Source organism: Candidatus Neomarinimicrobiota bacterium (assembly GCA_017656425.1).
Lineage (GTDB): Bacteria > Fidelibacterota > UBA2242 > UBA2242 > B5-G15 > JACDNV01.
In genome coordinates, this window is record JACDNV010000007.1 from 117,835 (window position 1) to 132,638 (window position 14,804).

General features: G+C 34.1%; 14 protein-coding genes and 2 tRNA genes. All 16 read left to right on the forward strand.

Annotated features, from left to right (window positions below; translation table 11 throughout):
- The first annotated feature begins 5 nt into the window (after nt 1-5).
- The 16 genes from H0Z29_06545 (at nt 6) to asd (ending at nt 14,802) form a co-directional block, all read left to right on the forward strand.
- Nucleotides 6-1,154, forward strand: a complete 1,149-nt coding sequence (locus H0Z29_06545; protein ID MBO8131161.1) for a DUF362 domain-containing protein — start codon at nt 6-8, stop codon at nt 1,152-1,154.
- A gap of 13 nt (nt 1,155-1,167) precedes the next feature.
- Nucleotides 1,168-1,536 carry a DUF2065 family protein gene (locus H0Z29_06550; protein ID MBO8131162.1) on the forward strand — a complete coding sequence of 123 codons (369 nt, stop codon included), beginning with the start codon at nt 1,168-1,170 and terminating at the stop codon, nt 1,534-1,536.
- A 69-nt stretch (nt 1,537-1,605) separates the two neighbouring features.
- A tRNA-Cys gene (locus H0Z29_06555) sits at nt 1,606-1,678 on the forward strand.
- Nucleotides 1,679-1,693: 15 nt separating this feature from the next.
- A tRNA-Leu gene (locus H0Z29_06560) sits at nt 1,694-1,779 on the forward strand.
- Nucleotides 1,780-1,895: 116 nt separating this feature from the next.
- Entirely contained in the window at nt 1,896-2,501 is a 606-nt protein-coding gene (locus tag H0Z29_06565) for a hypothetical protein (protein ID MBO8131163.1), read from the forward strand.
- 5 nt (nt 2,502-2,506) lie between these two features.
- The gene (locus H0Z29_06570) at nt 2,507-3,220 is read left to right on the forward strand and encodes a 16S rRNA (uracil(1498)-N(3))-methyltransferase (protein ID MBO8131164.1); all 714 of its coding nucleotides are present in this window, start codon (nt 2,507-2,509) and stop codon (nt 3,218-3,220) included.
- Between the two features lie 10 nt (nt 3,221-3,230).
- Nucleotides 3,231-3,578, forward strand: coding sequence for a histidine triad nucleotide-binding protein (locus tag H0Z29_06575; GenBank protein MBO8131165.1), 348 nt, complete (start codon nt 3,231-3,233; stop codon nt 3,576-3,578).
- A gap of 4 nt (nt 3,579-3,582) precedes the next feature.
- Entirely contained in the window at nt 3,583-7,101 is a 3,519-nt protein-coding gene (gene smc, locus H0Z29_06580) for a chromosome segregation protein SMC (GenBank protein MBO8131166.1), read from the forward strand.
- A gap of 10 nt (nt 7,102-7,111) precedes the next feature.
- Nucleotides 7,112-8,443 (forward strand): GWxTD domain-containing protein, encoded by a 1,332-nt coding sequence (locus H0Z29_06585; protein ID MBO8131167.1) that lies wholly within the window; start codon nt 7,112-7,114, stop codon nt 8,441-8,443.
- Between the two features lie 18 nt (nt 8,444-8,461).
- Nucleotides 8,462-9,340 (forward strand): ROK family protein, encoded by an 879-nt coding sequence (locus tag H0Z29_06590; protein MBO8131168.1) that lies wholly within the window; start codon nt 8,462-8,464, stop codon nt 9,338-9,340.
- A gap of 117 nt (nt 9,341-9,457) precedes the next feature.
- On the forward strand, nt 9,458-10,021 hold the full coding sequence (locus H0Z29_06595) for a ComF family protein (GenBank protein ID MBO8131169.1): 564 nt from the start codon (nt 9,458-9,460) through the stop codon (nt 10,019-10,021).
- A gap of 76 nt (nt 10,022-10,097) precedes the next feature.
- Nucleotides 10,098-11,243: a nicotinate phosphoribosyltransferase gene (locus H0Z29_06600; GenBank protein MBO8131170.1), complete on the forward strand. Its 1,146-nt coding sequence runs from the start codon at nt 10,098-10,100 to the stop codon at nt 11,241-11,243.
- A 4-nt stretch (nt 11,244-11,247) separates the two neighbouring features.
- Nucleotides 11,248-11,670: an archease gene (locus H0Z29_06605; protein ID MBO8131171.1), complete on the forward strand. Its 423-nt coding sequence runs from the start codon at nt 11,248-11,250 to the stop codon at nt 11,668-11,670.
- 16 nt (nt 11,671-11,686) lie between these two features.
- Entirely contained in the window at nt 11,687-13,132 is a 1,446-nt protein-coding gene (locus tag H0Z29_06610; GenBank protein ID MBO8131172.1) for an RtcB family protein, read from the forward strand.
- An 11-nt stretch (nt 13,133-13,143) separates the two neighbouring features.
- On the forward strand, nt 13,144-13,614 hold the full coding sequence (locus tag H0Z29_06615) for a methylglyoxal synthase (protein ID MBO8131173.1): 471 nt from the start codon (nt 13,144-13,146) through the stop codon (nt 13,612-13,614).
- A gap of 162 nt (nt 13,615-13,776) precedes the next feature.
- A complete protein-coding gene (gene asd, locus H0Z29_06620; protein MBO8131174.1) occupies nt 13,777-14,802 on the forward strand; it encodes an aspartate-semialdehyde dehydrogenase in 1,026 nt (341 codons plus the stop codon).
- Nucleotides 14,803-14,804 lie beyond the last annotated feature (2 nt).

The window sequence follows — 14,804 nt, forward strand, 5'->3', positions numbered from 1 at the left end:
GAAAAATGAGATCCAGGGTTGTCATTATTGGATGTGAAGGATATAATTTTAATAAGCTTGTTTCCAAGATTCATTACGGTATTGAGCTTGCAGGTGGGGTTGAGAGGTTTTTTAAAAAAGGAGAGAAGATTTTACTAAAGCCAAATCTATTAAAAGCATCTTTACCTGAAAAATGTGTTACTACCTATCCATTGTTTTTTAAAGCAGTGGCAAAAGTACTGAGGGATTTTGGTGTTCAGTTGGTGTATGGTGACTCTCCTGGATTTGGAAAACCAGAAAAAGTTGCTCAGAGAGCGGGACTTAAAGAAGTTGCTGATGAGATGGGAATTCCTTTTGTTGACTTTGAAAATGGTAAAGAGGTTTTTGCTTCTAATACTTATAGGAGTAAGAGATTATTTATTGCCAATGGTGTACTTGAAGCAGATGGTATCGTAAGCTTACCTAAATTTAAAACTCACCAGTTGACAGGGATTACCTGTGCTGTAAAGAATCAGCTTGGTTGTATTCCAGGCTTGAAAAAAGCTGAGCTTCATGTCATTTTCTCCAATCCTGAGAGTTTTTCTCAAATGCTTATAGATTTAAACCTAATAATAAAGCCTCGATTATATATCGTTGATGCTATTGATGCAATGGAAGGTAATGGTCCTGGAGCTGGTAAAAGATACAATCTTGGGCTAATAGTAATTTCTGACGATCCGGTTGCTATTGATTCCGTGTTATCTTATATTGTTAACATTGATCCGCAAGAAATTCCGACCAATAAATGGGGAGAGATTCTTGGTCTTGGTGTATCAAGGTTAGAAGACATTGAAGTAATAGGAGATTCTATAGAAAACTTTAGAACATTAAGCTTTAATACAAGCAGTGTTTCTAGAATTGGAATGGGTAATTTAGCAAGTATTCCGTTTCTAAGGAGATTATTAATAAGGAAACCTGTGGTTGATCACAATAGATGTAAAAAGTGTGGGATTTGTATTAACCAGTGTTCGGTAGACCCAAAAGCAATTAATTGGGTGTCCAAGAACGGGGAAAAATTTTTGAGATTTGATTATAATTTGTGTATTGGGTGTTTTTGCTGTCAGGAAGCTTGTCCCTTTGACGCAATATACGTTAAAACCCCGATATTGAACAGGATTCTAGATTGGATTGGTTGAATAGGAAGTATTTATGGTCTTGTATTATGTTATTATTGGGTTAATATTTTTAACTATTTTTATAGTTTCATTACTATTTCCTGAATTTGTGAAAAATCTAATGAAATACATTATAAAAAGGGAATTTTTTATACCAATTGGAATTGCTGAAATAATATTGGGACTTGGGATATTATATTTTAGACACCGGACTAAACTAAAGATATTTATCCTCATTATAGGTTTATTTTTGTTTATAGATGGTGTAATGTATTTGATTTCTGGTGAAAGAGTAAGGAAGTCCTATAGTAGATTCCTTGAAGAGGGTGACAGAATATTTAGATTCTACTTTTTATTCATTGGAATAATAGGATTGGGATTAATTTTAGCTGGATTTTATTGATATTTTTAAAGATTATATGAATTGTAAAAGGGTATGAATTTTTATAAATTAAGTAATTGTTTTTTGAATGGCGACGTACCCAAGTGGCTAAGGGAGCGGTCTGCAAAACCGCGATTCGCCGGTTCGAATCCGGCCGTCGCCTCTTGGGTTGACATTTGCCGAGGTGGCGGAATTGGTAGACGCAAGGGACTTAAAATCCCTCGGGGTTTTTACTCCGTGCGAGTTCGAGTCTCGCCCTCGGCACTAAAACCTTGGAAAAACTTAGTCATTCATGTAATTTTATTAATACCAAAGAAAATTAGGATTTAATTTTTACTTATATAAATGTAAATTAGTATTGTATATGATTTTGGTGAATTATGAAGAGATGGATAATAATTGGTTTGCTATTATTTGAATGTGTTTACATAGCTAAGGCAGATGAAAAATTTGAATTGAAGACGAGGAGAAATGTTTTTGGTGTAAATGCTGGTATATATCAATATGGAACAGGTATAGGTTTATTCTATGATTATGTTTTAAAGAAAGGGTGGGTACTTGAACCATTTCTTTCATTTATAATAGTTAGGGATGAGATCGATATCCCTTATTATGATTATTATTATATGACATATGTTCAGAGGGGAGATGCGAAGAGACTAAACTTCTTACCTGTGATGGTGGGTATTAAAAAATATCTATTTATAAATAAATTAGAAGGCAATTTTAAACCACATGCTTGCTTTGCTGGCGGTGCAGTAGTTTATTTTGACCCTCCGAACATTTATGATTTTGTTGAAAGAATAAAAAAGATGAGAACTGGTATCTCGCAAGGGATTGAGTCGTATATTGGTGTTGAGTTTTTGAGCATGTTCGGTGGAGTAATATCGATAGATCTTGGATACCAGGCTTATTTTTTTAACAAAAAATTAGAGGGTAGTAGGGTATATAGTGGAATGTTTGTTAAATTCCAATTCGGTAGATAGTCTAAATGCATGACTTTCTATTTTACTCTGATGATATTGACCTTAAGAATAAAAGGTTAATTTTGAAAGGTGATGAATTCAAACATGCCTTTAAAATTTTAAGAAAAAAGGTAGGAGACACTTTAACTATATTTGATGGTTTGGGTGTGAAATACAAGGTGTTAGTGAATAAGATCGAAAAAAATAGAGCGATTTGTAGTGTTACCGATATTTTTACTTGTAATGAGGTGTATCCTGAATTACAAGTTGGAGTTGGATTGCTAAAATCTAAGGCTATGGTAGAGGTTATAAAGGATTGTAGCGCACTTGGTATTTCGGAAATATTGTTATTTAGATCTAAAAATTCGGTAGTGAAGGAGGTAAACTTAGAAAGATTAAAGAAAATCTCTATTGAATCTGTAAAACAATCAAATGGGTTTAGAATTCCAGCTATAAAGTATATGGACAGATTTGACGCATGTTTAAAAGAAATGTCAGAAGATGGATTAAAGCTTATAGCGGATATGGATGGGGAAGTTGCAATTAGTAGTATCTTTGACAAGGACGGTCTCCCGGAAAAAGTGTGTATATTGTTTGGTCCTGAAGGGGGATTTACAAAAGAAGAGATAGAAAAAGCAAAAGACTTTGGTTTTGAGACAGTGAAATTAATTGATAGGAGATTGAGAACTGAGTTAGCAATAATCACTGCAGTTTCATATATTTTATACAGTTATTATTAGGAGGCAAAAATTGGATAAAGAATGTATCTTTTGTAAAATAGTGGATAAAGAGATCAAAGCGGGTATAGTTTACGAAGATGATGAAATTATTGCGTTCAAAGATATTAATCCAAAGGCACCTGTACATATTTTAATAATTCCCAAGTCTCATATCCCTTCTATTAATGATATTAACGAAACCGATTATCTTGTACTGGGGAAGATGTTTGGTGTTGCCAAAAAAGTAGCTGTTGATAATGGTATATCAGAATCCGGTTACCGATTGGTTGTAAATTGTAAGAGGAATGCAGGACAAGAGGTTTTTCATATTCATATGCACCTTTTAGGTGGGCGTAAAATGAGATGGCCTCCTGGTTAGGGATATGTATATTTCAAAGTTAAATATATTTGGATTCAAATCTTTTTATAAAAAATCGGAAATCGATTTCGATAGAGGGATCACCGCAATTGTTGGTCCAAATGGATGTGGAAAATCGAATATAGTCGATGCGATTAGATGGGTGATAGGAGAGCAAAAACCGACGGTTCTTCGTGTAGATAAAGGTACGGATGTAATTTTTAACGGTACGGAAAAGGTCAAGCCTTTAAACCTTGCTGAAGTATCATTGGTAATTCATAACGAAAGTGGTAAAATTCCGATAGCTCTTTCTGATATAGTAATTACGCGAAGAATGTATCGAAGTGGTGATAGTGAATATTTAATTAATAACCATGTTTGCCGTCTTAAGGATATAAATGATCTTTTTATTGATACTGGAATGGGGGCAAATGCCTATTCCATCATGGAATTGAAGATGGTTGAGGAGATTTTAAGTGAAAATCCCGAAGAGAGAAAACAGTTATTTGAAGAAGCAGCAGGAGTTAATAAATACCGAATACAAAGGAAATCTGCTCTGAGGAAACTGGAGGCTACTGAAAATGATCTATTGCGTTTAAGTGATATTATCCAGGAAGTAGAATCTAAGGTTAGAAAGCTTCGTTCACAACTAAAAAAATATGAAAAGTATCGTGATTATACAAAGAAGTTAATTGAATCAGAAATTTTATTAACCTCAAGGAAGATAATAGCTATTCGTTCATCAATTGATCCTCTTAAGGAGAGGCTGAATTCACTAATTGGAGATAGAGATAAGCTTGAGGTGGAAATAAGCCAGAATGAGGAAAAACTGAAAGAGAAGGAGGCTCTATTAAATAGCCTTGAAAATGAACACTTGCAATATATTGAGGACCGAAATTCCATAATGGAGAATAAATCTGAATTGGAAAAAGAACTTGTGTTGTTAAGAGAGAAATTGAAAAATATTGAGTTGAATATTGATAGGGAAAATAATGAGATGAATTCTCTAAGGTCCGAAATATTGAAAAGAAAACAGGAAAACGAAGTTTTAAGCAAAAAGATACAGGATGTAAGGAAAAGTATTGCCAATAACCAGAGTAGACATTCGATTAAGGAAAAGGATCTTGAAAAGCTTAGTAACATATATGAAAACCTTAGAGAGAAGCTTACGGAATTGAAAGATAAGAAATTTTCGCTAATGAGAGAAAGAAGTGAAATCCAGGAAAGGATAAAGAATCTTCGAGAAAATATCACTACCCGAGAAAATGAAAATAAAGGAATTGAAGAAAGAATCATTAGAGACGAGGAGAAGTTAAAGAATATTTCTTCTGATGTTAAGAGGCTTTCTGAAAAAGTTGCAAAGTTGCAAAATGCTCTTGGAAATTATATATCTGCACAAAATCAGGAGAGAAATAGACTTGATAAGCTAATAAAAAAAGAGGAAATCCTGACTAAAAAGTTGAATCAGACAAAAGTGGAGATAGAGAGTATAGGAGAAAAAATAGAGTTTTATGATAAATTAATTGAAAATATAGGCTCTGATAATGAGTTGCTGAATGTACTGCTGAAAAATCAAAAAGGGACATCGGGTTTTAAGGGAGCATTATTTGATTTAATTGATGTTGATCAGGGATATCGTCATCTGATAGAAATAGTACTTGGTGATATTGAGAACATTATCGTTGTGAAGGATTTGAAAAATATTTTAGATAAAATAAATAACATAGAAGATTCGCTTAAGGGTAAGGTTACCATACTAACTGAAGAATTAGTGCGAAAAGATAAAAGTAAAAAGGTTAGTGACGAATTTGTACCGATTTTAAATTTTATTAAATCAACTCCGGATGCAAGTAAAGTTGTATCGTATATTTTTGGAAATATTTATATAGTTAATGATGATGTATTCGATAAAATAGCATCAAAAGCAGAATATCATGGTGTTGGCCTCTTATCGAAATCTGGGAAGTACAAGAGGCCGGATGATTCAATAATAGTAACTAAGGGTTATAAAAAAGAGAACGTTCTAATTGGAAGAAAAATGGTTTTGAATAGATTAAGGGAGAAGCTGGATATACTCAAAACGAGATACGATGCTCAGCAATCAGATTTGGAAGAAGTTGTTGAAAATAAGAAAAATTCCCAGCTTGTATTAAAACAGATTGATTCTAAAATAAAAGAAATAGATATAAAGCTAAAAGAAAGTAGAGAAAGGTTGAATAAATTACATATAGAAAACGGGAAACTTACATCATCAATTGATGCATTAAATGACAGTCTAATGGCTAACAAGGTTGCTATAGATTCTTTTAAGAGTAGATTGAAAAAAGAGTTGGAAATAATTGAGGAATTCGATAAAAAAATAAAAGCGCTGGAGGATGAAATAATTGAAAAAGAACAAAGCTTTTCAGAAGTGAGTAATGAATATGAAAATATTTCCAACGAAATCTCTGAGCTAAAAATAAGTCTTGTTAATCTGAAAAATGATCTTGAAAATCTTGAACGGAGATTTGAGGTAAATAAACGTTTTCTAAGTAGTTCTGATGACCGATTAAAAGAAATTATAGATAGAATAGAAATATTAAATGCTGATAAAGAGTCAATTGGTAAGAATATTGAAGAAAGGTCAGCTTTGGTCGAGGATGTTGATGGTAACTTCTCAAAGGTGCAGCGAGATATAAAAGATATTGAGAATAAAATTAGAAATATAAAGGAAGAAACCAGTAGCATTAATATGAGGCTTTATAAATTTAGACATCAAAGAGATAGATTAATCGAAGAAATAAAGAAAACTGAATTGGAAATAAGAGAACTTGAAAGTAAGGAAAATGAGCTCCGAACTGTAATAAGGGAGAAATACAAAAGAGAGATTGATATAGATAATATTAATGAGGATATTTCAGTAGAACAGATAGAAAGGAACATAGAGCGGTATAAAAGAGAGCTGGAGATACTTGGTTCAATAAATCTTAGTGTGGAAGAAGAATACAAGTCTGAGAGTGAAAGATTAAAATTTTTGAAAGAACAAATGAATGATTTAATCAAGTCTGGGGAAAGTTTGAAGAATATTATTGCTGAGATAGATAAAGTGGCTAGGGAACAATATTTATCAGTATTCAGGAAAATTCAGGTGAATTTTGAAGAAACATTTAAAGCATTTTTTGGTGGTGGAACCGCTGAGCTAAGACTTGAAGGTGGCGATGATCCATTAGAATCGAAGGTAGAAATTTACGCCTGTCCTAGAGGCAAAAAGCTTCAGTCTCTAAAAATGTTATCTGCAGGTGAAAAAGCTTTAACGGCTATTTCTCTACTATTCGCTATATATCAGGTGAAACCAAGTCCTTTTTGTGTACTGGATGAGGTAGATGCTCCGCTTGATGATGAAAATATTAAAAGGTTTGCTAATGTGATAAAAACATTTTCCAAAAACACACAATTCATTATAGTAACACATAACAAATTAACAATGAACATGGCGGATGTTCTATATGGGGTCACTATGCCCCAACATGGTATTAGTCAGATTGTATCTGTTAAAATGAAGTAAAAGGTCAATAATGAGAAAGTTAATAATATACATTCTATTAATATTTTCCAATCTTCTTTCCCAAGTTTTTGATATGGATTGTGCAGTCTTTAAAGGAGATGAAAACGTATCAGTGATTGAAGTGATCTTACTTATCCCACGGAATATTTTTAAGTTTGTTCGTTCTGATGATGGTTTTTATAGGGCTGACGTAGAGATACGAGTTGCTCTCAGTAAAGATGATACAGTTAAAGCGTGGGATATGTGGCGTATTGTTGATAAAACAGATGATACTACAAAGATTAAAGCTTCTCAAAAAATCCCTGAAATGACAACATTAACAATAGAGCCAGGTGAATATGAGTTGTATGGCGTAATAATAGATATGAACAAGAATATAAAATATGTGAGAAAGGAAAAAGTTAATATCCGGTCATTTGCATCGAGAGAACCAATTATTAGCGATATTGAGCTTTGTTCGTCAATAAGTAAGACGGAGAGTAAAAATAAATTTTCTAGATATTTTGGATATGATCTTGTTCCAAATGCAAGTTCTGTATTTGGGCTTCATGCGCCAATATTGTATCCCTATTGCGAAATTTATAATATAAAATTTGGTGAAAATTATAGAGACCAATATTCCATTAATTACCAGATTTTAGATATAAATGACAATATTATTCAAGATTATGGGATAGTTAAAAAGAATAAACCTGGTAATTCTGTAGTAGAAATTGGTAGTGTTAATGTGAGCAGTTTAAGAAGTGGAATATATAAATTAAAAATAAGTTTTATCGATGAAGGTGATACAATATTCGCGGTGAAAAAATTTTACGTTGTAAATGAAACAGAAGAGAAAAATGTGGAACAGCTACTTGTGGATTTTATGTATTCAGGTATGAGTGAAGAAGAACTTGACAGGATATTTGGGCCTCTTAAATATATTGCAACTGATAACGAAATAAAGAGGTATAAGAAGGCTAATATAGAGGGGAAAAGGCAGATTCTTATTCATTTTTGGGATAGCCGAGATCCTGATCCAACAACTGAGGTTAATGAGGCAAAATTGGAATTTATGAAGAGGCTGGAGTATGCCAATACTAATTTCGGGAATGCTTATACAGAAGGCTGGAAAACAGATATGGGACGTATAATAATTCAATATGGTTTCCCATCAGAAATAGAAAGGTATCCGAGTTCAATGGAGTTGAAACCGTATCAGATTTGGCACTATTATAATGTTGAAGGCGGGGTGGTATTCATATTCGTTGATAAATCAGGTTTTGGTGTTATGGAACTTGTTCATTCTACTGCCAGGAAAGAGATCCATGATGAAGAATGGCAGCGATGGATAAACCAATAAATAGGAGGTGATATATTCATGGGATTTAGATTAGGAGTTGATTTAGGCGGTACGAAGGTAAGTGTGGGACTGGTTAATAATGGCAGAATAATCGGTGATACAGAGAGATTCCTTGTTGCCGAATGTAAGGACGCCGATGATCTTGTAGAATCAATGGTTAGATCAATGGAGCAGATTCTTAAAAGGGAAAGGATAAAGTGGGAAGACATTGAAATTATCGGTATTGGATCACCGGGTCCACTTGACCCATACACTGGGGTTGTTTTAAATACTCCAAACCTTGTTATGTTAAGAAATTATCCACTGGGTCCAAGCGTGAAAGATTTGACTGGCGTAGAAACAATTATAGATAACGATGCAAATTGTTTTACACTGGGTGAACAAATAGCAGGAAAAGCAAGAGGAATGGATTATGTGATTGGCGTTACCTTAGGTACTGGTTATGGACTTGGATTTGTATATAAAGGCAAAATTTATAGAGGGGCTACAGGGACAGCTATGGAATATGCTCTTTCCCCTTATAAGGATGGGGTATTTGAAGATTATATTTCGGGAAGAGGTTTGAATAAAATTTACAAAGAGCTATATAATAAGGATTTGACTCCTACACAGATATATTCCGAAGCAGAAAAAAATAATCCAAAGGCATTAAAAGCATGGGAAGAGTTTGGCAAACATTTGGGGTTTTCGCTTATCTATCTTGTAAATGTCCTTGATCCGCAAATTATAGTCATTGGTGGTTCTGTATCAAGAGGATATAGATTTTTTTATGAGTCTATGCAAAGTGAATTATATAATAGAATTCACGACAAACCACGTGAGACGCTTAAAGTAGAGTTAAGTACACTCGGTGAGGCAGCCGGCATTATAGGATCATCGGCATTGAATCCACTTTAGATGTTTAGTTCTATAATAAAAGGTCTTATTGGCTTTTTATATCCTCCATTTTGTATTTGTTGTGGAAAAAGTATAAATACATCTTTTGAGAAAGTTTGTAATAATTGTTGGGAAGGCTTGCAAAAAATCGATGGCTATAGACCGCCAAAAAAAGTCTATGTGAATTATCTTGAAGATGCTATTTCCTGTTTTGTTTTTGATACGACTCTCAAGAAATTAATTCATTTTATGAAGTATAATAAGTTTAAATCTATTGGATTCAGACTGGGATTCTTAGCAGGTGAAGAGATAAGAAGTAATTTATCATGGTTAATGAGCTACGATCTTCTAATCCCGATCCCCCTAAATTCGGTTAAAAAGAGAGAGAGAAGTTATAATCAGTCAGAGCTCATCGCTAATGGTATCTCTGCTGTAACAGGTCTTCCAGTGAATAATAAATTATTAGTAAGAAAGAAATATACAATGTCTCAGACTAATCTTGATTTACATGAAAGGAAAATCAATGTGGAGGATGCTTTTAAGGTAGAAAAGGAGAAACATTCAATAGAAAATAAGAATATAATACTTGTTGATGACGTAATTACCACCGGTGCTACTTTGAATTTTGCTGCCAAAGAACTTGTGGAATCAGGGGCAGAAAAAGTGATAGGGTTTGCTGTAGCTTCTCCGCTAATGCTATAAATAACTTATATCTTTCTTAAAATTGGAAAAGAAGAATTAAAAGAATAAATTTTATATGTTGAAAGGGGGTGAAATAATGCTTAGAGTTGCAACCATTGAAGATATAAAAGAAGGAAAGGTAACAGATATATATTTTAAAAGGACCGAAAGAATTTTAAGAGAAAAGGGTATAGATAAAGAGGTTGTCGTAGAATTTACTGCGAAGTCACTGCCAAACGATTACAGCTGGGCGATTTTTTCGGGTTTATCAGATGTATTGAGCTTAATGGAAGGGAAATCGTTAACAATAGAAGCAATTCCTGAGGGAAGTATTTTCATTCCTGATACTCCTGTAATGAAAATAAAAGGTAGATATCTGGATTTTGGAAAATATGAAACAACAATTCTTGGGTTAATCTGTCAGGCTTCTGGTATTGCAACTCAGTCAGCCAGGTTTTATAAAGCAGCTAAAGGTAAGCCGATACTTTCTTTTGGTACAAGAAGAATGCATCCAAGTATTTGTACAATAATAGACAGAAACGCATATATAGGAGGTTGCTCAGGAATTTCTACGAGTTTTTCTGCCGAAGTGTTAGGTATTGAGGCAACGGGGACAATACCTCATGCTTTGGTATTACTTGTAGGAGATACTGTTGAAGCAATAAAATGTTTTGATGATGTAATACCAGTAAATGTGCCTCGAGTTGCTTTGATTGACACCTTTAACGATGAAAAATTTGAAGCTATAAGAGTAGCTGAAGCATTGGGTGACAAGCTCTACGCTATAAGACTTGATACGCCTTCATCAAGACGTGGAAATTTTAAAAAAATATTGGAAGAGATAAGGTGGGAACTCGATATCAGAGGATATAAAGATGTTAAAATTGTAGTTTCAGGAGGTTTAAGTATAGATGATGTATCTGAATTGAGTGGTATTGCTGATATGTTCGGTGTCGGAACCAGTATCAGCAATGCACCGGTAATTGACTTTGCTATGGATATTGTTGAAATAGGAGGTGAAAAGATTTCGAAAAAAGGGAAAAAGTCTGGTAGTAAGGATGTCTATATAGGTAATAATCCATTAGATTTGAGTGTTTATCCCTCAGATTCCGATAATATTGAAAAAAATCTTACTAAACTAAACATCGAATATATAAGAGATGGCCGGATAGTGCATTCTGTCCCCGATGATTTTGAAATAAGAAAGTATGTTTTAAAACAGATTTCTGAATTAGAACTGTAGAAACATGGAACATTTAAAATATAAATTAATTAATCATTCGTCGGATATTGGAATTAATGTATTTGGTAAAAGTTTGGCAGAACTATTTGAAAACGGAGGTTATGCTCTTTTTGATTTGATAACAGATATAACGGATGTGGACCCAAAAATAGATCGTGAGATGAGAATTAAAGCAGAACAGATAGATCTATTGTTTCACGATTGGCTTAGTGAATTATTATTTTTATTTTATGCAGAAAATATGCTCTTTAAGCAATTTAAATTTAAGAAGCTTGATTACCATAGCCTCGAAAGTGTGATAAGTGGAGAGGTCTTTGACCCAATGAGGCATATTGTTAAGAGAGAGATAAAAAGCGTTACTTATCATAAACTTGAGGTTAAAAGGGTAGGTGGATTGTGGAGGTCCACTGTAATATTTGACGTATAATTTTAGGGGACTAATAATGGAAAACAGAGATTTAAAAAAGATAAATGAATTTACATGGGAAATCCCAAAAGAAGCTGGTATGCATGTGCCGGGCAGGATTTATGCCAGCGAGAAGCTATTGAAGCAAATTTTGAAGGATGAAAGCATAAAACAAGTAAAAAATGTTGCCTATTTACCAGGGATAGTTGGATATTCAATGGCAATGCCAGATATTCATTGGGGATATGGGTTCCCTATTGGAGGTGTCGCAGCTACGGATGTAAACAATGGGGTAATTTCACCGGGAGGTGTAGGATATGATATTAATTGTGGTGTTCGTCTAATAAGGACTAATCTGGAATATAGTGATATTCAGGATAAAATTGAACATATTATAAGTGATTTATTTAGCGCTATACCAACTGGAGTAGGTTCACATGGAGCCATAAAAAAACTGTCGAAGCAGGAGGTGAGGAAAGTACTTTTGGAAGGGGCTGAATGGGCGGTTAAAAATGGCTATGGTAAATCTGAGGATTTAAAATTTATAGAGGAAAAGGGTAAGATCCATGATGCCGATCCAGATGTTGTTTCCAATAAAGCATATGAAAGAGGAGCTCCTCAGCTCGGGACACTTGGTTCAGGTAATCATTTCGTAGAGCTATCTGTAGTGGCTGATATTTATGACAGTAAATCCGCAAATATTTTGGGTTTGTGGAAAGATCAGGTAGTGTTTTTAATCCATACTGGTTCGAGAGGCTTAGGATACCAAATTTGTGATGATTATTTAAGAGTTACAATTAATGCAGTAAGAAAATATGGAATAAATATCCCAGATCGTCAGCTTGCTTGTGCTCCTATCCAATCAAAAGAAGGACAGGATTATCTCTCAGCAATGAGGGCAGCTGCCAATTTTGCTTTTTCCAACAGGCAGGTTATATCATCACTTATAGAAAACCAATTATTAAAAAGTCTAAATATATCTCCTGTTGATCTAGGGTTTCAATTAATATGGGATATTGCGCATAATATAGCAAAAATAGAAGAACATGAATGGAAGGGAAAGAATGTAAAAGTTTGTGTGCATCGGAAAGGAGCAACTCGTGCATTTGGTCCTAATTCACCTGATTTGCCTGATATTTATAAGTCTATAGGTCAGCCTGTTTTGGTTCCCGGAGATATGGGTACTGAGTCCTATATCTGTGTCGGAACACAACGAGCAATGGAGGAAACATTTGGTAGCTCATGTCACGGTGCTGGTCGAGTGCTATCACGAAGGCAGGCAAAGATTGAAAGCGGTAAAGTTGATTTGAATAATGAATTGAAAAAATATGGAATTTACGTTCTGGCAGATTCTCGTGGTACTATAGCGGAAGAAATGCCACATGCCTATAAGGATGTAGGTGAAGTAGTTGACACGATGCATAAGACCGGGATTATTAAGAAGGTAGCACGCTTGAGACCATTAGGTGTAATAAAAGGATAGGGGGAAATTTTATGAGAACAAAGACAATTGGATTGGTTGCTCATGATAACAGAAAAAAAGATCTAGTAGAATGGTTCAACTTTAATATTGAAACTCTTATTAGGCATAAATTTGTGTGTACTGGCACTACAGGAACTCTTTTAAAAAAAGAGGTGGAAAAAAGGTTTGGCAGTAATTTCAATTTTGAAGATAAATTTACAATTCTAAAATCAGGTCCTTTAGGAGGCGATCAGCAGCTAGGTTCGATGATTGCTGAAGGTAAAATAAATATATTGATCTTCTTGTGGGACCCAATGGAGCCAATGCCTCACGATGTGGATGTAAAAGCGCTTTTAAGACTGGCGACGTTATATAATATACCTATTGCATGTAATAGATCAACAGCAGACTTCATCATATCATCTCCTCTTTTTGAAAGTGATTATAAGCCAATTATAAAAGATTACACAAGTTATTTAAAAAGGAGAGTTGATTTAAACTAAAATGATTTGTGAAAAAGTCGACAGTGTTAATGGATTAATTATATAAATACATTGAATACAATTTAAAAACAAATTTACTTATACGTATTTTTTTTATAATATTTGGTCGATTTTATTCAGTGAAGAAGGATTCTCGAATTTTGGTTTGAAAGGAGTAGTAGTATGAGGGAAATTAATGTTGGGATACTTGGAGCAACTGGTATAGTAGGTCAGTCTTTCGTTTTTCTTCTAAGCAGGCACCCATATTTTAGGATAAAAAAACTTATAGCATCGGGAAAAAGAGATGGTATGCTGTATGGTGATACGGTTAAATGGATGTTACCTGTAAACTATACAGAAGAAGTCAATAAAATTAGGCTTTATTCAATTGATAGGTTTATGAAGGAGAATGATAGGCCAGAAGACGTTAGAATCTTATTTAGTGCATTGCCGGCAGAAGTTGCAAGAGAAGTTGAACCAATATTACGAGAAAGGGGGTTTTATATATTTTCCAATGCAAGTGCTATGAGATATGAAGAAGATGTTCCAATTCTGATACCTGAGGCAAATGCTGATGATATTAAAATGATAGAAAGACAGGGATATCCTGATAAGGGATTTGTGGTTACGAATGCTAATTGTTCTACAACAGGACTTGCTGTAGCTTTGGCTCCTTTAAGGAAGTTTGGAATTAGAGAGGTTTTTATTTCCACCTACCAATCAATTTCTGGAGCAGGATACCCCGGATTATCAGCTCTTGATATTATGAATAATGTTCTTCCTTTTATAAATGGTGAAGAGGAGAAAATTATTAAAGAAACAAAGAAAATATTATCTATTGATCCTGAAATATTCCCTTATTGTATTAGGGTACCGGTTGATTTTGGTCATTTGGAAGTAGTATGGGTAAAATTTGATAATGATGTGGATGTTAAGGATGTTATCCATCAGTGGGATGAGCTGAAAGGCGAGAAGTTTGATATACCTACAATGCCCAGGAATCCGGTACAATACCTTAATGATGAGATGATGCCGCAACCTATGCTTGCATTCAAAGGAGAAATTCCAGGAATGGTAGTATTTACTGGCAGGGTCAAGAAGGAAAATGATAGGGTTGGTTTTGTTTTGCTCGTAAATAATATCGTAAAGGGAGCTGCCGGCGGATCAATACAAAATGCTGAAATATTCGTAAAAAATTTTTGGGGGTAAGG